This is a genomic window from Stenotrophomonas sp. PI_27 (assembly GCF_027854495.1).
Lineage (GTDB): Bacteria > Pseudomonadota > Gammaproteobacteria > Xanthomonadales > Xanthomonadaceae > Stenotrophomonas > Stenotrophomonas pavanii.
The window spans coordinates 53,553-71,643 of the sequence record NZ_JAJNOF010000013.1 but is presented as its reverse complement, the minus strand read 5'-3'; the positions used below and the strand labels follow the sequence as shown (position 1 = coordinate 71,643).

The following is an 18,091-nucleotide window of genomic DNA, read 5'->3' as shown; positions in this document are numbered from 1 at the left end:
GATCCTCCATGCCCCGCCTTCTCCCGCTCACCGCCCTGCTGCTGGCCGCATTGGCCAGCGCGCCCGCCGCCGCCTCGATCACGCTGGTCCCGCAGAAGCCATCGGCCACCGCCGATGCCGTACACGCGGCGTACGCCACACGCTGGGATGAAGCGATCCAGCAGGCACGCAGTGGCAATACGCTCGGCGCGCTGATCAGCATGGAGCGGCTGATGGAGGATCCGCTGCTGGACGACTTCGATACCGAGCATCGCGGCCGCGCCGCGCAGGTCGCCGGCTGGACCGCACTGATGCAGAAGAAGCCGGCGCTGGCCCGCCGTTACCTGCAGCGGGCGCAGGAGGCGTTGCCGGAAGATGCGCAGGTCCTGCTCACCCAGGTGTCGGTGGAGCTGTCGGACAACCAGCCGGCTGCAGCGACGAGGTTTCTGGTGACGGCGCTGAAGCATGCCGAGGCACCGCTGCCGGTCGATCACCATGCCATCAACTACCTGCAATACCGCCTGCGTGACCAGCCGCAGCAGCGCATGGACCTGCTGCAGGCACTGTTCGACAACGGCTGGAAGAGCGGCGGCCTGGAGCCGACCGGGCTGTGGCTGGCGCTGGCCACGCTGCAGGCCGACCACGGCCGCGGCGACAGTGTTGCAGCCACGCTGGCACGCATCGACAGCCCGGCCGAGATCATCCGCCTGCGCAGCGACAAGCGCTTCGACCGCTACGTCGATCGCGGCGATGCGCGTTTCGATCCGGTGCAGGCGGCGCAGCGGCACCTTGATGAACTGCGTGTCTCCGGCTTGCTCGACCGCGCACTGGACGCGCGCATGGCCGAGTTCGGCACCACCCTGCTGATGCTGGACCGCAACGAGGAAGTGCTGTCGCTGACCGACGGCATGGCCCGCGCCGCGAACGACGGTGAATCGCCAGCGGCGGCGGAAGCGGAATGGGTGGCCTGGTTGCTCAACAGCCGGCTCACCGCGCTGCGCCGGCTGGGCCGCACGGACGAGGCACTGGCCACGGCCAGGCAGGCCGCCCGCATCGGCGCGCTCGGCCCCGATGGCATCGAGCACCAGATGAATGTCGGCTTCGTACTCAGTTCGATGGGGCGCATGCAGGATGCTGCGCAGGCCGTGGAGGACATGCCAGGCCTCGCCGGTTATGGCAAGGCCGCGCAGGCGCTGCTGCAGTTCGCCGCTGCCCGCGAGCGCGGCGACGCCGCGGCGCGCGACGCGGCGCGCGCGGTGATCCTGGCCCAGCGCAATGACGCGCGCCTGTTCCATCGTGAAATGCTGCTGGAAGAAGGCGACCTGGACGGGGCCGCCGCCGTGCTGATCGAACAGCTGCGTTCGCCGGTTGAACGCGGTGAAACCCTGGCCAGCCTGCAGGACATGCGCACCTATGCATCATGGCCGGGCGACGTGCGCATCGATGCCGCATGGCGTGCACTCAAGCAGCGTGCCGACGTGCAGGCCGAGGTGGCACGCGTCGGCCGCATCGAGCGCTACGATCTGGTCAGCACCTCCACCTCGCGCTGAGCCGATTGCCTGTAGCGCCGAGCCTACGCTCGGCTGCTTCATCCGGAGCCGAGCGTGCGCTCGGCCGCACACCTCCCGCTAGCGCGCCGGCACCTCGCTGCGGATGCCCATGGCTTCGCGGTAGCGTGCGTACAGCGCCATCACCTTGTCCACGTAGGCCAGGGTTTCGGCGTAGGGCGGCACGCCCTTGTAGCGGGTGACTGCACCGATGCCGGCGTTGTAGGCGGCCGCCGCCAACGGACGGTCGCCGTTGTAGCGGCGCAGCAGCGCGCGCATGTAGCGCGCGCCGCCCTCGATCGACTGCTGTGGCGAGAACGGATCGCGCACCCCGTACTCCTGCGCGGTATCGGGCATCAGCTGCATCACCCCCTGTGCGCCCTTGCTGGAAACCGCCAGCGGATCGAAATTGCTTTCGGCATGGGCGATCGCGCGCAGCCAGGCGTCATCGACGCCGGTCGCCTTGGCCGCCGCCTTGAACTGCCGCGCATGCTGCGCCAGCTGCGGCTTGCCGACCTTGCCCAGCCCTTCATGCGCCGGCTCGCCCGGCGGCGTGGCCACGGTGAACTTCAGGAACACCCGCGAGCCGGGCAGGTTGCGCGTGGAGTAGACCAGCGCCCCGTCCTGTTCGCGCTCGTACAGCACGCCGCTGAACACGCCCATGTTGCCCCACAGGTTGGGGGTCTGGACGGCGTTGTCGTCGATCTCCTTCGGCGTGCACCGCGATCCCGGCTCCGGCGCGGTGGCCAGGCTGACGGTGTTGCCCTGCACGCAGCGGTAGACGGTGCGCGCGGCGGCTGGCCCGGGCCACAGGCTGGGCAGCAGCAACAGCGCGAGCAGGAGCGGGCGACGGGACATGGCGGCCGGATGATCCGGCCGTGCCCGCTAATGTTGGGTGAATGGGGGCCGCAGGGCTGCACCCTGCACCTGCGGTAGTGCCGGCCGCTGGCCGGCAACCTCAACAGAACAGCCGATCTCCTGCGAGGAGGCGGGGTGGATCCCGCGACCTGCCGGGGTCAGATCCCGTTGCCGGGGAACGGGCTCTGACCCCACTTCGGATCACTTCGCGGTCCTCCGCCGCAGCCAGTACCCCACGCCCAGCAGCACGAACCACACCGGGCTGGCGATCAGTGCCTGGCGGGTGTCGCCCTGCAGGCTCAGCAGCACCAGCACGCCGGCGAAGAACACCAGGCAGGCCCAGCACATGGCGATGCCGCCGGGCATCTTGAAGATCGAGGCGGCGTGGCGCTCCGGGTAGCGGCGGCGGTAGACCATGTAGGCCACCAAGATCAGCGACCAGACGAAGATGAAGAGCACGGTGGCCAGCGTCGTCACCAGGGTGAAGGCGGTCACCAGGTTCGGGATCAGGTAGATCAGCAGGGTGCCGCCCAGCAGGCACAGGCAGGAGAACAACAGGCCGCGGGCCGGCACCGCCGCGCGCGACAGCTTCGACAGCCCGCGCGGGGCATGGCCCTCTTCGGCCAGGCCGTACAGCATGCGGCTGGTGGAGAAGATGCCGCTGTTGGCCGAGGACGTGGCCGAGGTCAGCACCACGAAGTTGATCAGGCTGGCAGCGGCTGGAATGCCGGCCAGCACGAACAGCTGCACGAACGGGCTCTTGTCCGGCACCACCTGGCGCCACGGGGTGACGGCCATGATCGCGACCAGCGCCAGTACATAGAAGATGATGATGCGTACCGGGATCGAGTTGATCGCCTTGGGCAGGTTGCGCTCGGGGTCGGCAGTCTCGGCGGCGGTGGTGCCGACCAGCTCGATGCCGACGAAGGCGAACACGGCAATCTGGAAGCCGGCGAAGAAGCCGACCAGCCCCATCGGGAACAGTCCGCCGTCATTCCACAGGTTCGACAGCGACGCGGTGTGGCCGCTCGGCGAAGTGAAGCCCCAGGCCACCAGCCCGGCACCGGTGATGATCAGCGCGCAGATCGCCACGATCTTGATCAGCGCGAACCAGAATTCCATTTCGCCGAACAGCTTCACCGTCACCAGGTCCAGCGCCAGCAACAGCAGCACGCAGGCCAGCGCCGGTATCCAGGCGTCAAGCCCGGGGAACCAGAACTGTGCGTAGGCAGCGATCGCGATCACGTCCGCGATCGCAGTGACGATCCAGCAGAACCAGTACGTCCATCCACAGAAAAACCCGGCCCACGGGCCGAGCAGGTCGGTGGAGAAGTCGATGAAGGACTTGTACTGCAGGTTGGACAGCAGCAGTTCGCCCATCGCGCGCATCACGAAGAACAGCATCGCGCCGATGATCAGGTAGACGAAGATGATGGAGGGGCCGGCCAGGCTGATCGTCTTGCCCGAGCCCATGAACAGGCCGGTGCCGATGGCACCGCCGATGGCGATCAGTTGCAGGTGGCGGTTGGACAGGCTGCGGCGCAGGTGCTCGGGGGGCGTTGCGGGCTCGGTCATGGGCGCGGGCACAGGGGTGGGCGAAGCGTTCGACGGTAGTCCTCCACGGCGCCGAGCGCCAGCACCAGACCGGCCCATTACGTCAAAGCTGGCCGCTTTCACCACAATGTGACCGAATACCGTATTGATCCCATTCCGCCGGGCCCGGCGCCATGCTCAGATAGCCGCACCTGCCCAAGGACCGGCCCGACCATGCGCCCTGCCCCGCCCGCCCCGCCGGAGCCCCGGCCATGAGCCGCCTGCGCGTCATCATCGGCGCCACCGCGCTGGCCCTGCTGGCCGCTGCGGTACCGATCGCGGTCATGGCCTACGCTACCTGGGACCGCGCGGTCAGCGTCGAACAGCAGCGCCTGCGCGACATCGCCGACCGCACCCTGCGCCGCTCCGACCTGTCCTACCAGGAGGCGCTGGCGGCACTGAAATCGGCCGAGGCCGGTGCCTACGTGCCCTGCGGTCCGGAGCACATCCGGCGCATGCAGACCCTGGTGATGACCACCCCGTCGATCGACCAGATGGGCTACTTCGAAGGCGGCAAGCTGCGCTGCACGTCCTGGGGGCCTTTCCTGTCCGACGTGGACCAGCCCACGCCGGACCACGTCACCAGCGACGGCGCCGGCATCGTGGTGGACGTGCGCCCGGAGGTCAGCGGGCGTCGCCAGGTGCTGGCGGTCCTGTATGGGTCCTACGACGCCCTGGTGGACCCGCGCCGCTTCGTCGATGTCATCGCCGACCCGAACGTGCGGCTGGCACTGGCCAGCCCCGATGGACGCCTGCTGGCCAAGCAGTCGGGCCTGGATCCGGAGCTGCTGCAGACGCTGCTGCGCGACCCCGGCGAAGGCCTGGACCACACCACCTTGTTCGCCACCGCGCGCAACGAGGAGTGGCTGGCGATCGCCACCACCCCGCGCACCGCGCTGGCCGCCGCGTTCCGCCAGCAGGCGTGGCTGTACGTGCCGGTGGGCCTGCTGCTGGCCGCCGCCGGCGCCGGGCTGGTGATCTGGCTCTCGCGCCGCCGCCTGTCGCTGCGCGGTGAACTGGCCACCGCCATCCGCCGCCGCGAGCTGTACCTGCATTACCAGCCGATCATCGAACTGGACACCGGCATCTGCGTCGGCGCCGAGGCCCTGGTCCGCTGGCAGCGCCCGGATGGCACCCAGGTGCGCCCGGACCTGTTCATTCCGCTGGCCGAAGAGGCGGGCATGATCGCCGACGTCACCGACCTGGTGATCGAGAACGTGGTGCGCGACATGCGCGAGCTGCTGGTGGCCGATCGCAGCGCCCACATCGCGATCAACCTCGCCGCCGAAGACATCAGCAGCGGCCGTGCCCTGAAGATGATCTCCCGGCACATGGCCGGCAGCGGCATCCTGCCGCAGCAGATCTGGATGGAGGCAACCGAACGCGGCTTCCTCGACCTGGACCGCGCGCGCACCATGCTCGCCGCCGCCCGCCGTGCCGGCCACAGCGTGGCCATCGACGATTTCGGCGTCGGCTTCTCCAGCCTGCAGTACCTGGAACAGCTGCCACTGGATGCGCTGAAGATCGACAAGTCGTTCATCGATGCGATCGGCACCGAAAGCGCGACCAGCCCGGTCACCCCGCACATCATCGACATGGCCAAGGAGCTGGGCCTGTGGGTGGTGGCCGAGGGCGTGGAAACCGAAGCGCAGCTGGCCTACCTGCACAGCCGGCATGTGGAATTCGGCCAGGGCTGGCTGTTCTCGCGGCCACTGCCACGCGATGAATTCATTGCCTTCCATCACAAGCGGCAGCAGCAGTACGGTCCTGCACGCGAACACATGCAGAACCCGCGCAGCGTGCCGATCGAGCAGGTGCCGCTGGAGTGAGGCAAGCCGGCGGTGCCGGCCGCTGGCCGGCACCGCCTGACCCGTGATCGCCGCCTACGCCCACGCCTTCGGGCGTGCCAACAGCCACGCGGCGGTCACTGCCAGCAACAGCAACGGCAGCCATCCCAGCTGACGGGGGCCGCTGGCCTGCAGCAGCACGCCGCCCGCTACGCCCCCGCCGGCGATGGCCAGGTTCCAGCCGGTCACCAGCATCGACTGCGCCAGATCGGCCGCAGACCCGGCACGCCGGGCCAATGCGGCCTGGAACAGGGTCGGCACCGCGCCGAATGCCACGCCCCACAGGATCGTCGCCAGCAGCAGTGCCGCTGCCACGCCGGGCCACACCAGCAACGCCAGCACCGGCACGATGAAGCCGATCACCGCTGCCCACACCAGTGCGTGCAGGTGGCGATCCACGCCCCAGCCGGCAATGCCGATGCCAGCGATGGCTGCCACGCCGAAGGCGAGCAGCAGCCGGTCCAGCCATGCACCGGCGCCCGCATCGACCGCCAGCGGCTCGATGTAGGTGTAGAGCACGTTGTGCGCCAGCACGTACAGCGCCATCACCAGCAGCGCACTGCGTACACCGGGCAGGCGCCACACGGTCGCCAGCGAAGTGCGTTGCCCGGCCCCGGCGGCCGGCAGCGCAGGCAACGCCCAGCGCGCGTAGGCCAGCAGCAGCAGGCCCAGCACGCTCATCAGCGCGAACGCCCAGCGCCAGCCGATCTGCTGGCCCAGCAGTGTCCCCGCCGGCACCCCCAGCGACAGCGCCAGCGGCGAACCGACCATCGCGACCGCGATGGCCCGCCCCTGCAGCGACGGCACCACCATGCGCGCGGCGTAGCCAGCCACCAGCGACCACAGCAGGCCACCACTCACCCCGGCCAGGAAACGCGCGGCGAGGATCAGTGCATAGCTGCTGCTCAACGCGGTCAGCGTGTTGACCACCACGAAGCCGGCGATGGCCGCCAGCAGCAGCGGACGTCGTGGCAGGCGCTGGGTCAACGCGGTCATCGGCAGCGCCGCCATCACCGAGCCCAGCGCATACACACTGACCAGCTGGCCCACGGCGGCATCACTCACGCCCAGGCTCTCGCCCATCGGCCGCAGCACGCCGGCGGGCAGGGTCTCGGTCAGCAGGGTAATGAAGCCGCCGCCGGCCAGCGCCAGCAGGCCCGCCCACGGCAGGCGCGTGGCCTCGCCCGCCGGACTGGCAGCATCGATGGCATGGCCGCTCATCGCGTGGTCTCCAGGTCGGCATAGACCGCGTCGCGCAGTTCATCGACAAAGGCGCCATCCATGCCTTCGTACAGCGTGTTGGTCAGCGCCACCACGCTCAGCCCGCGCGCCGGATCGACGAACCAGCTGTGCCCGTACGCGCCGCCCCAGCGCCAGCTGCCCACGCCCTGCGGGGTACCACTGGCGGCGGCATCACGCAGCACCGCAAAGCCCAGCCCGAAGCCCCAGCCGGCAGGCTCCGGCGGCCCCTGCTCGCCCACCTGCGGGCTGGCCATCTCTGCCGCCAGCGCACGCGGCAGCAGGTCGGACGTGCGCACGTCACGCAGCGCCTCCAGCACCGCCATCACCTCGTCGGCGGTGCCGACCAGGCCCGCACCGGCCGAGGCGAAGCGGCTGGCATCGGTGGCGCGCGCAAGGCTGTACTCGATGCCGATCGTGCCCTCGAACGGCGCGACCATCTCGCCTTCCTGCAGGCGATGCGGCTGCGGCATGTCACTCACATAGGGCGTTGCCAGGCGCTTGGCAGCGCGCGTGGCGAACGCCGTATCGCGCAGGCCCAACGGGGCAGCCAGCAGACGCTCGAACAGCGCCTGCAACGTTTCACCGGTCGCCGCTTCGGCCACCGCACCGGCCACGTCCACGCCCAGCGAGTACAGCCACTGGCTGCCCGGTTCGAACAGCAGCGGCGCCTGTGCGATACGGCGCACGTTCTCGGCCAGGGACACCGGGCTGGCGTCCATGCCATCGCTGACGCCGGCCCGGGCGTACGGTCCGTGCGCATCGGCTTCCAGGAAGCGGTAGCCCAGCCCGCTGCTGTGGCTGAGCAGCTGGCGCAAGCTGATCGGCGGCCTGCGGCCATCGGCCAGCGCCGGCCGGAAGTCCGGCAGCCAGCGCTGCACCGGCGTATCGAGGTCGAGCACGCCTTCGGCCACCAGGCGCAGGATCACCGTGCTCAGCAGTGGCTTGCTGACCGAGGCCAGCCGGAACAGCTGGTCGCGCTGCATCGGCATGCCCGACTCCCGCTCGGCCAGCCCGGTCGCGCTGGCGTGGCGCAGCACGCCATGTTCGCGCACCAGCACCACCGCACCGACCAGGCGCGCCGGGTGGACCTGCTGCAGCACGCGCTGCACCGAAGGCAGCGTCGGTGCGCGTTCAAGGGAAAGAGCGGCATTCATCGCGGTGATCCGTGGGGGAGAGGCCCGCCACGTTAGGCAGCACGGCGCGGCGCAAAAAGCCGGTTGCGGCTCCGGGCATCATGGACCGTGCAGTCCGCAATCGGCATGATGGCCGGAACTCCAAGGCCGCAAGGGCCACCGCCCGTCCCGCACCACAGTGTTGCGGTGGCGCCGCCGCCCGCCGCGAACACCCGCCCCTACCCTGCCGCTTTCATTGCCCCTACGCCGATGTCAGTCCTGGACAACCTCGCCAACCTGCAGACCTTCGTCCACGCCGCCGACACCCGCAGCTTCGTCGAGACCGGGCGCCTGCAGGGCATCTCTGCTTCCGCCGCCGGCAAGTGCGTTGCGCGGCTGGAGCATGCGCTCGGCGTGCGCCTGTTCCACCGCAGCACGCGCAGCATCACCCTCACCGCCGAAGGCCAGCTGTTCCTGGCGCGCTGCCGGCGCATCCTCGACGAACGCGATGCGGCCCGCACCGAGCTGGCACAACCGCACGCCACGCCCAGCGGCACGCTGCGCATCAGCCTGCCGCTGGTCGGCGACCTCACCCTGCCGTTGATGGCCGAGTTCATGGCGGCGTACCCGGATATCCGCCTGGATCTCGACTTCAGCGATCGCCTGGTCGATGTCATCGAGGAAGGCTTCGATGCGGTGCTGCGCGTGGGTGAACCCAGTGACTCGCGGATGAACGCACGCCGGCTGGGGGTGTTCCCGCGCCGTGTCATCGCCTCGCCGGGCTACCTGCAGCGCCGCGGGGTTCCGCGCACGCCGGCGGAACTGATGCAGCACACGCTGCTGCACTATCGCTTCCCCACCACCGGCAAGCTGGAGCCGTGGCCGATCCACTGGCCCGACGATCAAACGCCACAGGAACTTCCGGTGCACATGGTGGCCAACACCATCGAAGCACGGGTGGCGCTGGCGCTACGCGATACCGGCCTGGCCTTCGTGCCGGTGCACTCGGTGCGCGAGGCGCTGGCCGACGGCCGCCTGGTCACCGTGCTGGAAGATCATGTGCACTCCTGCGGCACCTTCCACTTGTTGTGGCCCTCGGGCCGCCACGTGCTGCCGAAGCTGAGGGTGTTCATCGACTTCGTCGGCGCCCGGCTGGGTACCGTGCCGTAGATCCACGCCATGCGTGGATGCTCAAGGTCAGCCGAGCATGGCTTGGCTCTGCGGCTGCACGCAGCCATTCAGCCAGCCCCGCTATACTGGCCTCTCATTCCTCCAAGAGGCTCGCGACCGATGCGCCATTGATGCCGCCGTCTTCCCATTAGACGGCCTGACTCTTCCCGCCCCTGCGCGCAGGGGAGAACCCGGCATCCATGGAGGTCGCATGACCCCGCATTCCCTCACGCTCGATCGCGTGTCGTATCGATTGGCAGACGGCCGCCCGCTGCTCGCCGATCTGACGTTTTCCTTCGAACCCGTCGCCACCGGTCTGGTCGGTGCCAATGGCACCGGCAAGAGCGTGCTCGCACGCCTGCTCGCCGGCCGGCTGCTGCCCGACAGCGGGCAGATCCGCGGCAGCGGCCGCATGTTCCTGTTGCCGACACCCGGCTATCCGCCCGCCGGCACGGTCGGCGAACTGGCCGGCGTCGGCGAGGCACTGGCCGCGCTGCAACGCATTGAAGCCGGCGGCGTGGACGAAGCCGATTTCGCCTGCGTCGGCGAGCGCTGGGATCTGCGCGAGCGCCTGCGGCAGCAATGGCAGGTGCTCGGGCTGCCCGGCGATCTCGATCCCGCCCAACCCGCTGCGCGCCTCAGTGGCGGGCAGGCCATGCAGGTGGCGCTGTCCGGCGCCTGGGCCAGCGGCGCCGAGTGGCTGATCCTGGACGAACCCAGCAACCACCTCGATGCCCGCCATCGCCAGCAGTTGTACGAACGGTTGCAGCAGTGGCGCGGCGGCCTGCTGGTGATCAGCCATGATCGCCAACTGCTGGCGCACATGCAGCAGATCGTCGAGCTCGATGCGCGCGGACTGCATCGCTATGGCGGGCCGTGGCAGCACTACGCCGACGCGCGGGCCGCCGAGCGTGAAGCGGCCGCTGCGCAGCTCGACCACGCCCGCGCCCAGCACCGGCAGCAGCAGCGCAGTGCGCGCGAACAGCACGAACGGCAACAGCAACGCCAGGCGCGCGGCAATCGTGATGCGAAGCAGGCCAACCAGGCACCGATCCTGCTCGGCCGGCAGAAGCAGCGTGCCGAGGCCAGCCATGGCCGCGCGCAGCAGGTACAGGCCGAGCGCCTGCAGGCCAGCGCAGAGCAGCTGCGCGCAGCGGCCTCGGCGGTTCACACCACACCGGAGCTGGCACTGTTTGCCAGTGAGGGCGAGCGAGGCAGCGCACGACTGCTGCAGGCCGAGTCGCTGGTGCTGCCGCATGGCTGCCGCGCGCCGTTGCAGCTGGAGATCCGCCGCGGCCAGCGCATCGCCGTGGTCGGCGACAACGGCAGTGGCAAGTCCACGCTGTTGCGCGTGTTGGCCGGCCAGCTGCCTGCACGCAGTGGCACCGTGCAACGGCATGCGCCGCTGGCGCTGCTCGACCAGCAGCTGCTGGGACTCTCCGGCGAACGCAGCATTCTCGACACCGTGCAGGCTGCCAACCCGGCGACCGATACCGGTGAACTGCGCACACGGCTGGCCCTGCTGGGGTTGGACGCCCAGCGCATCCAGCGTGCCGCCCACCACCTCAGCGACGGCGAGCGGGTGAAAGGCGCGCTGGCCAGCGTGCTGTATGCCGATCCGGCACCGCAGCTATTGCTGCTGGACGAGCCCGGCAATGCGCTGGATCTGGGTGCCGTGCAGGCGCTGGAAGCACTGCTGGCGGCCTGGCCGGGAGCACTGGTGATGGTCAGCCACGACCGGCACCTGCTGCAGGCGTTGCAGCCGACGCAGGTGTTGCAGGTGAGCGCCGAGGGTTGGCAGTGGCGCGACGCCTTGTAGATCCATGCCATGCGTGGATGGCATACCGACCAGGGGTAGTGCCGGCCGCTGGCCGGCAACCCATGGATCCTCAGTGCACCGTCACCGCTTCCACACCGGGAACGCCTGCGGCATCTGCTGCCACAGCAGCGGTCCGGCACGCAGTTCCTGGTCGTTGAGCAGGCAGGCATCCAGTTCCGCACGGACCGCACGCTCATCCATGTGCACGCCGATCACCACCAGTTCCTGGCGGCGATCCCCCCACAACGGGTGCCACAGGCGCTGCATCGCCAGATGCGCGGCCGCATCCGGGAAGTCCTCCGGCCCCGGCAACGGTGCGCTCCAGCAATCGGCCTGCTGCCGCGCCCAGCCGAGGTCGCTGTACGGCAGCGGCGTGGGTGGCAGCAACGGCGGCGTGTCCTCCAGCCCTGCGCGTACGCGATCGCGCGCGGCATACCAGAACCCTGCGGCCTGCGTGCGTGTCGCGGCGCCGACGCTGCTCAGCTCACCCACCCAGTCCATGCGGTTGGCCAGCCAGAACCAGCCCTTGCTGCGGATCACGCCAGGCATGCCCGACTGCAGCGCGCGGGCGAAGCGGGCGGGATGGAACGGTCGCCGCGAGCGGTAGACGAAACTGCCGATGCCGTACTCCTCGGTTTCCGGCGTGTGCTCGCCACGCAGTTCCTTTACCCAGCCCGGCGCACGTTGCGCACGCTCGAAGTCGAAGCGACCGGTGTCCAGCAGCTCGGCCAGTGGCACGTCACCGAAGCGGGACAGCAGCAGCTTCGCGTCGCGGTTCAGGCCGCGCAGCACGGCCAGCGTGTCCTGCAGCACTTCGTCATCGGTCTGGTCGACCTTGCTGACCACGATCACGTCGGCGAACTCGACCTGTTCGCACAACAGGTCGACCACGCCGCGATCATCGTCCGGTCCGGCCTGCTGGCCACGCTCGGCCAGGCGCAGCGTCGAGCCGAAGTCGGCGAGGAACGCGCTGCCATCCACCACCGTCACCATCGTGTCCAGGCGCGCGATGTCACTCAGGCTGAAGCCCTGCTCGTCGCGTACCGCGAAGGTGGCCGCCACCGGCATCGGCTCACCGATCCCGGTCGACTCGATCAGCAGATAGTCATAGCGTCCGGCGTCGGCCAGCCGCCGCACTTCCTGCAGCAGGTCGTCGCGCAACGTGCAGCAGATGCAGCCATTGCTGAATTCCACCAGTGTCTCTTCGGTGCGGCGCAGTTCGGCGCCGCCCTCGCGCAGCAGCTGCGCATCGATGTTGACCTCGCTCATGTCGTTGACGATGACCGCCACGCGCAGGCCCTGGCGGTTGCGCAGGATCTGGTTGAGCAGGGTGGTCTTGCCGGCCCCCAGGAAGCCGGACAGCACGGTGACCGGAAGGCGACGGTCGGCGCGGGAAGCAGTGTTCATGTCGGAGCGGGTTGGCTGCGGAACGGAAATGTTACTGTATAACACTTGTTGCGCAAGGAGCCCCCCCCCCATGAAGTCACCGTCTGCCGCCCTGCTCGATGCCGGCGCGGTCGCCCTGTCCAGCCTGTGCCTGCTGCACTGCCTGGCGTTGCCCCTGCTTGCCGCCGCGCTGCCCCTGTTCGGCACCTGGGCCGAAGCGGAATGGGTCCACCTGCTGTTCGTGGCCATCGCCTTGCCGTTGACCGGCTACGCGCTGTGGCGCGCCGAACGCCGTCACCCGCTGCCGGTGCTGGCCTGGGCCACCGCCGGCACCGGGCTCGGCCTGCTGCTGGCCGGTGCACTGGCGCTGCCCTCGCACGACTGGGAAACACCGATGACGGTCACCGGCAGCCTGCTGCTGGCCGCCACGCATATCTGGAACGCGCGGCACCGCCACGGGTAGTGCCGGCCGCTGGCCGGCAACCTCATGAACGGGGAAGGCAACCTGCAGTTGCCGGCCAGCGGCCGGCACTACCTGGTCATTTCCCGTAGCGCCGCAGCAGCTCGACCAGCACCTCGGCCTCGGCCGCCCGCTGCTGCGGGTCCTCGGCGCCCACCACGTGTTCCTGCAGGTGCTCGTGCAGCAGCTCCATCAGCAGGCTGTGGGCGGCGCCGCGCACGGCGGCAACCTGCACCAGCACGTCCGCGCAGTCGCCGGCCTCACCCTCGGGCGTGTCCAGTGCCTGCTCCAGTGCCGCGACCTGGCCGGCGATGCGGCGCACCCGGGTCAGCAGCTGCTTTCGATTCCTGTGTACATGGGCCATGGCTGGATCATATACCCTATGGGGGTATCCACTCCACCTCCCTTGGTCACCCTCCATGCACCTGGACGCCCTCGCCGCCGCCCGTCGCCACGAACACCGCTTCGACGACGGCAATCCGCTGGCCGAACGCAATACCCGCCGCGCCCTGTGGCTCACCGTCAGCATGATGGTCGTGGAGATCGTCGGCGGCTGGTGGTTCAACTCCATGGCCGTGCTCGCCGATGGCTGGCACATGAGTTCGCATGCGCTGGCGCTCGGGCTTTCAGTGTTTGCGTACCGCTGCGCACGCCGCTACGCGCACGACCCGCGCTTCGCCTTCGGCACCTGGAAGATCGAGATCCTGGCCGGCTATACCAGCGCCATCGCCCTGCTCGGCGTGGCCGCGCTGATGGCCGTGCAATCGCTGGAGCGGCTGTGGGTACCGGCGCCGATCCACTACAACGAAGCCATCGCCATTGCGGCCGTCGGGCTGGGCGTGAACCTGCTGTGCGCCTGGTGGCTGCACGACAGCCCGGGCCACGCGCATCATCACCACAGTCATGCCCATCACCATGACCACGGGCATGGTCACGACCACCACGACCACGGCCATGCGCACGGTCACGATCTCAATCTGCGCTCGGCCTACGTCCATGTGCTGGCCGACGCCGCCACCTCGGTGCTGGCCATCGTCGCCCTGCTCGGCGGCAAGCTGCTCGGCCTGACCTGGCTGGACCCGGTGATGGGCCTGGTCGGCGCCGTGCTGGTCACGGTGTGGGCGGTCGGCCTGCTGCGCGACAGCGGCCGCATCCTGCTCGACGCGCAGATGGACGCGCCGGTGGTGGCCGAAGTGCGCGAAGTGATCGAACAGGGCCCGTGGCCGGCACGCCTGGCCGACCTGCACGTCTGGCAGGTCGGTCGCGGCAAGTACGCGGTCAGCGCCAGCGTGGTCACCAGCGACGCCACGCTGGATGCCGATACCGTGCGCAACGCGCTGGCGATCCATGAAGAGCTGGTGCATGTGACGGTGGAGATCCACCGCAGCGAGTGATCCACGCCACGTAGTGCCGGCCGCTGGCCGGCACCCTCATGAGCCTCGGACCCGATCTGCAGTTGCCCGCCAGCGGCCGGCACTACCGCTAGAGCTTCAGCATCATCCGCAGCAGGTACATCAGCAGCGGCAGCGCACTCAGCACCGCACCGCCGATGCCGATCCATGGCCAGCGCTCGCCACGCACGCGCGAGGCCACCGCCAGGCCGCCGCCCACCAAGGCCGCGCCCAGCACGCCCACCCCCAGCCCAGCGGCCATGCCATTGCCACCGGCGGCGACTGCCGCCTGCGCCGCCACGGTGCCCGCGCCCCAGCCCGCAGCAATCCCCAGCCAACTGGCCACGCCGCACCACGGTGCCTTGCCCTGCGCCATCCGAAAACCCCTGTGTCCTTGCCGAATTTCTGTACGGGCCACGCCCGCGTGCTGCCTACACTAGCCGCACCTGCCCTGTAGGGACATCCCATGCGCGCGCGCCGCCTGCTGCTGCCCGGTGCCCTCCTGCTGCTCACTGCCTGCGGCGACGATGCGCGGCTTCCCTTCTCCGCCGACCCATTGCAGGGCTGCTTCGCCACCGCTGCGCGCAAGCCCGCCGACTTCCGCATCGACAAGGAAGGCGGCCAGTACTTCGTTTCCTTCAGCCGTGGCGAGCAGTGGCAGCGGGAACCAAACGCCCTGCGCAAGGCCACGTCCAGCGAGATCAGCCGTTACTTCCGCGACGACGCCGACCAGATCGACAGTGCCCTGATCCGCATGTCCGGCGGCTTCGGCATCTTCCACTTCAACAAGGGCGCGACGCTGAAAGGTAAAGCCAGCGACAGCGACTACATGGCGCTGATGCTGATCGGGGCCGGGCCGGTGTATGCGGTGAAGTGCGATTAGGCAATGGATCAACATTCAAACTAGTGAGAAAAGTTTGAAATGTGGTCAAGCACAGCGCAGGTCACAATCTGAAACATGAATATGTTTGAGCCTGATGTCTCCGCAACCGTAGAACGGAGACTCGCAGATGAGCAATCGCACGCTGATCCTGTGTCTGGCAATCGCCACGGCCTCGCCTGCATTCGCAGAAGCACCATTGAGTATCGACAGAACGGAGCTCGGCACCAAGGGGGAGATCATCATTGTTCGCCGTACAACTTGGCCGGACTTCGACGGCGGGCAGCTTCCAGTTGATCAGCATCTCAAGCCGGATGGATTTGGACGCCTGATCTATCGATACAGCGACCAGCCGGAGGCGACCAAGCTCTATCATCAAGCTTTCTGCGCTTCCATGGATATGGAACCATCTCAAGGCGAAGGGACGATTGAAGGGCCGGCAGCAGGCTGGGTGTGCACTCGTGAAAACACACCTGGTAATCCAACCTCAAAATTGAATTCGAAGAGTATTGACTGGGTTACGGCAACTGCGCCGAATGGACGTGTGCCTGTGGGTGTTTCCTATTACTCAACAGGCCAGATGAACGCTGAGAGCTCCGTCGCCGGAGCCCGAACAGCCAAGATTGGTGTTGACAACGGCAGATGCTACCTTAGCGATACACGTCATTACTCATCCCCCTTCTATCTCAGCGAGGGAATTGGCGTCGTCTGCACCGTAATGGAGTCACGATTCGTGAGCACCTCCCTGGACGTGTGCATACCAAAGCAATGCGCATCCAATCGCGGAACTCAGTTCGCCCAGTAGGCAACTGATCTTAGGCGGCCTTCAGCCTTTCACTGAAGGCCGTGCCGCGGCATCCCGTCATACTGATTGATTGCACACGCCTCACAGACCGTTGTTCTCAACGACCATGGTCAGAAACCACTCTTTCAACACATCATGGGGGCTGCGGTACCATGCCCTCCCCCGAACCGCCCCGGTACCCGCCGTGCCCCATTACACCGGCCCCCTGCTGACCCGTGACAGCGCCGACACCCTGCGCCGTGCCCGTGACAAGGGCGCCGCCGACTGGCAGGGCTCGCTCGACCTCGGCCGCAGCCAGGACAGCGTGGCGCTGGATGCGGATGGCTTCCACTTCCGGGGCCAGCCCTACCCCTGGCCGGGCAAGCTGAAGGACCGCACGCTGTACTACTGGGATGGCGAGGACTTCGCGCCGATCTCGCGCTACAGCGGCTCGCTGATCAAGCTGGTGCCGACCGAATGGGGCGCACCGACCTTCGAGATCGACGGCATCAAGATGCTGCCGACCTCGAAGCTGTCGCCGTTCGAGGATGCGCGCCGCAAGGTGGAGCTGGTCGCCCCGGCCGGCAAGGTCATCCTCGATACCTGCGGTGGTCTCGGCTACTTCGCTGCCTGTGCGCTGGAAGCCGGTGTCGGCCAGATCCGTTCGTTCGAGAAGAACGCCGATGTGATGTGGCTGCGCACGCTCAACCCGTGGTCACCGGATCCGGACTCGGCTGCCGCCGGTGGCCGCCTGCAGTTCAGCCACGGCGACGCCTCGCAGCAGATCGAACAGGTGGCCAGCAACAGTGTCGACGCGATCCTGCACGACCCGCCGCGCTTCGGCATCGCCGGCGAGCTGTACTCACAGGTGTTCTACGACCACCTCGCCCGCGTGATCCGCAAGGGCGGCCGCCTGTTCCACTACACCGGTGCGCCGAACAAGCTGACCAGCGGCCGCGACGTGCCGCGCGAAGTGGCCAAGCGCCTGGAAAAGGCGGGTTTCAAGGCCGAACTGGCGCTGGACGGCGTGCTGGCCGTCAAGCGCTGAGCCTTACTCCGAATCGACCTTGGCCAGCTTCATCACCCACGCCGGCACCTCGGGTTCGCCGGCGTAGAAGTCCTTCGGCTTGTTCTCCGCCATCGCCCAGCGGTGCAGCCAGCTCGGGCCATAGCGGCCGTTGTAGCCCTCGGCACCCCGCGCGTAGGCCGGGTCACGCATCGCCTCGTCCAGTGAAATGAAGCGATAGCCGCGGCGCTTCGTGGCCGCCACCAGTTCGGCAAACGTCGCCGCGTTGAGCTCATTGGCATGCATCAGCCACACCTGCGGCAGCGCGTACCCCAGCAGCGCCTGCGACTGTTTCTCGTAATAGTCCAGCTTGTTCAGCATGTACGGCACGTAGCCCTTGCGCAGCTGCGCCAGCGTCGCTGCGCGCGCGGGCGAGTCCGCCTGCTCGTTCATCACGTTGGCATAGGCGAACGCCCACACCCACTCACCGTTGTCCACCGTCACCGGCGCCACGCGGTAGCCATGCTGCTTGAAGAACCCATCCATCTGCATGCGCTCATCTACGGTACGGCCAGCGCGCAGGTAGGGATGGCGCATCCACTGCGGCACCTGCCCCTTCTCGGCCAGCAACGGCCGCAGCACCGTCTCGCCGCGCAGGAAATCCTGCTGGAACGCCGCCACGCCCTTCGCATTCAGATCCATGTGCGAATAGGTGTGATTGCCCAGCACATAGCCGGCATCGCGCCAGTCGCGCAGCATCTGCACCCGCGCCGGCTGCACCTGTCCATCCACCTCAAGCTTGTTCTCGTTGACGAAGCCGACCACCGGCACGCCTGCCTGACGCAGCTGGGCCATCAACGCTTCATGCCGCGCCTGCAGGTCCGGCGGCACGATCTGGTCAAGCCGTGCCCATGGCAGATCATCGATGGTCACCGCGATGCGACGGTCCGCCTCGGCGGCATGCACCGCCAGCGACAGCAGCAACAACGGCAACGCACGCAGCAACAAGCGCATCGG

17 protein-coding genes are annotated in these 18,091 nt (G+C 68.4%); 9 read left to right on the top strand and 8 right to left on the bottom strand.

Going from position 1 to position 18,091, the window contains the following annotated elements; translation table 11 throughout:
• The first annotated feature begins 8 nt into the window (after nucleotides 1-8).
• On the top strand, nucleotides 9-1,529 hold the full coding sequence (locus LRM18_RS16040; protein WP_270955016.1) for a hypothetical protein: 1,521 nt from the start codon (nucleotides 9-11) through the stop codon (nucleotides 1,527-1,529).
• Nucleotides 1,530-1,607: 78 nt separating this feature from the next.
• Here the strand turns inward: LRM18_RS16040 and LRM18_RS16035 are convergent, their stop codons facing one another.
• Together LRM18_RS16035 and cycA are read right to left on the bottom strand one after the other, a co-directional pair.
• Entirely contained in the window at nucleotides 1,608-2,384 is a 777-nt protein-coding gene (locus LRM18_RS16035) for a lytic transglycosylase domain-containing protein (protein WP_049467499.1), read from the bottom strand.
• A 201-nt stretch (nucleotides 2,385-2,585) separates the two neighbouring features.
• Nucleotides 2,586-3,959 (bottom strand): D-serine/D-alanine/glycine transporter, encoded by a 1,374-nt coding sequence (cycA, locus tag LRM18_RS16030; RefSeq protein ID WP_270955015.1) that lies wholly within the window; start codon nucleotides 3,957-3,959, stop codon nucleotides 2,586-2,588.
• Nucleotides 3,960-4,189: 230 nt separating this feature from the next.
• On the opposite strand from cycA, the gene LRM18_RS16025 reads away from it, so the two are divergent.
• Complete coding sequence (locus tag LRM18_RS16025) at nucleotides 4,190-5,806, top strand: EAL domain-containing protein (RefSeq protein WP_049466080.1); 1,617 nt, start codon at nucleotides 4,190-4,192, stop codon at nucleotides 5,804-5,806.
• A 54-nt stretch (nucleotides 5,807-5,860) separates the two neighbouring features.
• On the opposite strand, the gene LRM18_RS16020 is transcribed toward LRM18_RS16025, so the two are convergent.
• Together LRM18_RS16020 and LRM18_RS16015 are read right to left on the bottom strand one after the other, a co-directional pair.
• Nucleotides 5,861-7,045: an MFS transporter gene (locus LRM18_RS16020; RefSeq protein WP_270955014.1), complete on the bottom strand. Its 1,185-nt coding sequence runs from the start codon at nucleotides 7,043-7,045 to the stop codon at nucleotides 5,861-5,863.
• Nucleotides 7,042-8,220, bottom strand: coding sequence for a serine hydrolase domain-containing protein (locus tag LRM18_RS16015; protein WP_270955013.1), 1,179 nt, complete (start codon nucleotides 8,218-8,220; stop codon nucleotides 7,042-7,044). The genes LRM18_RS16020 and LRM18_RS16015 overlap by 4 nt, the downstream gene beginning before the upstream one ends.
• A gap of 228 nt (nucleotides 8,221-8,448) precedes the next feature.
• Here LRM18_RS16015 and LRM18_RS16010 point away from each other — a divergent pair, with 228 nt between their 5' ends.
• Nucleotides 8,449-9,348: a LysR family transcriptional regulator gene (locus LRM18_RS16010; protein ID WP_053462037.1), complete on the top strand. Its 900-nt coding sequence runs from the start codon at nucleotides 8,449-8,451 to the stop codon at nucleotides 9,346-9,348.
• Nucleotides 9,349-9,559: 211 nt separating this feature from the next.
• Entirely contained in the window at nucleotides 9,560-11,167 is a 1,608-nt protein-coding gene (locus LRM18_RS16005) for an ATP-binding cassette domain-containing protein (RefSeq protein ID WP_270955012.1), read from the top strand.
• 81 nt (nucleotides 11,168-11,248) lie between these two features.
• On the opposite strand, the gene LRM18_RS16000 is transcribed toward LRM18_RS16005, so the two are convergent.
• Nucleotides 11,249-12,574 carry a GTP-binding protein gene (locus LRM18_RS16000; RefSeq protein WP_270955011.1) on the bottom strand — a complete coding sequence of 442 codons (1,326 nt, stop codon included), beginning with the start codon at nucleotides 12,572-12,574 and terminating at the stop codon, nucleotides 11,249-11,251.
• A gap of 70 nt (nucleotides 12,575-12,644) precedes the next feature.
• On the opposite strand from LRM18_RS16000, the gene LRM18_RS15995 reads away from it, so the two are divergent.
• A complete protein-coding gene (locus tag LRM18_RS15995) occupies nucleotides 12,645-13,016 on the top strand; it encodes a MerC domain-containing protein (RefSeq protein WP_270955010.1) in 372 nt (123 codons plus the stop codon).
• Nucleotides 13,017-13,092: 76 nt separating this feature from the next.
• On the opposite strand, the gene LRM18_RS15990 is transcribed toward LRM18_RS15995, so the two are convergent.
• Complete coding sequence (locus LRM18_RS15990) at nucleotides 13,093-13,377, bottom strand: metal/formaldehyde-sensitive transcriptional repressor (protein WP_049466065.1); 285 nt, start codon at nucleotides 13,375-13,377, stop codon at nucleotides 13,093-13,095.
• A 55-nt stretch (nucleotides 13,378-13,432) separates the two neighbouring features.
• Between LRM18_RS15990 and dmeF the strand changes: the two genes are divergently transcribed.
• On the top strand, nucleotides 13,433-14,407 hold the full coding sequence (dmeF, locus tag LRM18_RS15985; protein ID WP_053505804.1) for a CDF family Co(II)/Ni(II) efflux transporter DmeF: 975 nt from the start codon (nucleotides 13,433-13,435) through the stop codon (nucleotides 14,405-14,407).
• Nucleotides 14,408-14,495: 88 nt separating this feature from the next.
• Here the strand turns inward: dmeF and LRM18_RS15980 are convergent, their stop codons facing one another.
• Nucleotides 14,496-14,780, bottom strand: a complete 285-nt coding sequence (locus LRM18_RS15980) for a hypothetical protein (protein ID WP_064237544.1) — start codon at nucleotides 14,778-14,780, stop codon at nucleotides 14,496-14,498.
• A 90-nt stretch (nucleotides 14,781-14,870) separates the two neighbouring features.
• Here LRM18_RS15980 and LRM18_RS15975 point away from each other — a divergent pair, with 90 nt between their 5' ends.
• The 3 genes from LRM18_RS15975 (at nucleotide 14,871) to LRM18_RS15965 (ending at nucleotide 17,116) form a co-directional block, all read left to right on the top strand.
• A complete protein-coding gene (locus LRM18_RS15975; RefSeq protein ID WP_270955009.1) occupies nucleotides 14,871-15,287 on the top strand; it encodes a hypothetical protein in 417 nt (138 codons plus the stop codon).
• Nucleotides 15,288-15,414: 127 nt separating this feature from the next.
• Complete coding sequence (locus LRM18_RS15970) at nucleotides 15,415-16,089, top strand: hypothetical protein (RefSeq protein WP_143025133.1); 675 nt, start codon at nucleotides 15,415-15,417, stop codon at nucleotides 16,087-16,089.
• Between the two features lie 184 nt (nucleotides 16,090-16,273).
• Nucleotides 16,274-17,116, top strand: coding sequence for an MnmC family methyltransferase (locus LRM18_RS15965; RefSeq protein ID WP_270955008.1), 843 nt, complete (start codon nucleotides 16,274-16,276; stop codon nucleotides 17,114-17,116).
• Between the two features lie 3 nt (nucleotides 17,117-17,119).
• On the opposite strand, the gene LRM18_RS15960 is transcribed toward LRM18_RS15965, so the two are convergent.
• Nucleotides 17,120-18,088 (bottom strand): polysaccharide deacetylase family protein, encoded by a 969-nt coding sequence (locus LRM18_RS15960; protein WP_270955007.1) that lies wholly within the window; start codon nucleotides 18,086-18,088, stop codon nucleotides 17,120-17,122.
• Nucleotides 18,089-18,091 lie beyond the last annotated feature (3 nt).

Excerpts from the sequence above, each read along its gene's own strand:
- LRM18_RS15970 (WP_143025133.1), top strand. The coding sequence starts at position 15,415 with ATGAGCAATCGCACGCTGATCCTGTGTCTGGCAATCGCCACGGCCTCG.
- LRM18_RS16025 (WP_049466080.1), top strand. The coding sequence starts at position 4,190 with ATGAGCCGCCTGCGCGTCATCATCGGCGCCACCGCGCTGGCCCTGCTG.
- LRM18_RS15960 (WP_270955007.1), bottom strand. The coding sequence starts at position 18,088 with ATGCGCTTGTTGCTGCGTGCGTTGCCGTTGTTGCTGCTGTCGCTGGCG.
- LRM18_RS16035 (WP_049467499.1), bottom strand. The coding sequence starts at position 2,384 with ATGTCCCGTCGCCCGCTCCTGCTCGCGCTGTTGCTGCTGCCCAGCCTG.
- LRM18_RS15975 (WP_270955009.1), top strand. The coding sequence starts at position 14,871 with ATGCGCGCGCGCCGCCTGCTGCTGCCCGGTGCCCTCCTGCTGCTCACT.
- LRM18_RS16000 (WP_270955011.1), bottom strand. The coding sequence starts at position 12,574 with ATGAACACTGCTTCCCGCGCCGACCGTCGCCTTCCGGTCACCGTGCTG.
- LRM18_RS16015 (WP_270955013.1), bottom strand. The coding sequence starts at position 8,220 with ATGAATGCCGCTCTTTCCCTTGAACGCGCACCGACGCTGCCTTCGGTG.
- LRM18_RS15980 (WP_064237544.1), bottom strand. The coding sequence starts at position 14,780 with ATGGCGCAGGGCAAGGCACCGTGGTGCGGCGTGGCCAGTTGGCTGGGG.
- LRM18_RS16020 (WP_270955014.1), bottom strand. The coding sequence starts at position 7,045 with ATGAGCGGCCATGCCATCGATGCTGCCAGTCCGGCGGGCGAGGCCACG.
- dmeF (WP_053505804.1), top strand. The coding sequence starts at position 13,433 with ATGCACCTGGACGCCCTCGCCGCCGCCCGTCGCCACGAACACCGCTTC.
- LRM18_RS15990 (WP_049466065.1), bottom strand. The coding sequence starts at position 13,377 with ATGGCCCATGTACACAGGAATCGAAAGCAGCTGCTGACCCGGGTGCGC.
- LRM18_RS16010 (WP_053462037.1), top strand. The coding sequence starts at position 8,449 with ATGTCAGTCCTGGACAACCTCGCCAACCTGCAGACCTTCGTCCACGCC.
- LRM18_RS16005 (WP_270955012.1), top strand. The coding sequence starts at position 9,560 with ATGACCCCGCATTCCCTCACGCTCGATCGCGTGTCGTATCGATTGGCA.
- LRM18_RS16040 (WP_270955016.1), top strand. The coding sequence starts at position 9 with ATGCCCCGCCTTCTCCCGCTCACCGCCCTGCTGCTGGCCGCATTGGCC.
- LRM18_RS15995 (WP_270955010.1), top strand. The coding sequence starts at position 12,645 with ATGAAGTCACCGTCTGCCGCCCTGCTCGATGCCGGCGCGGTCGCCCTG.
- cycA (WP_270955015.1), bottom strand. The coding sequence starts at position 3,959 with ATGACCGAGCCCGCAACGCCCCCCGAGCACCTGCGCCGCAGCCTGTCC.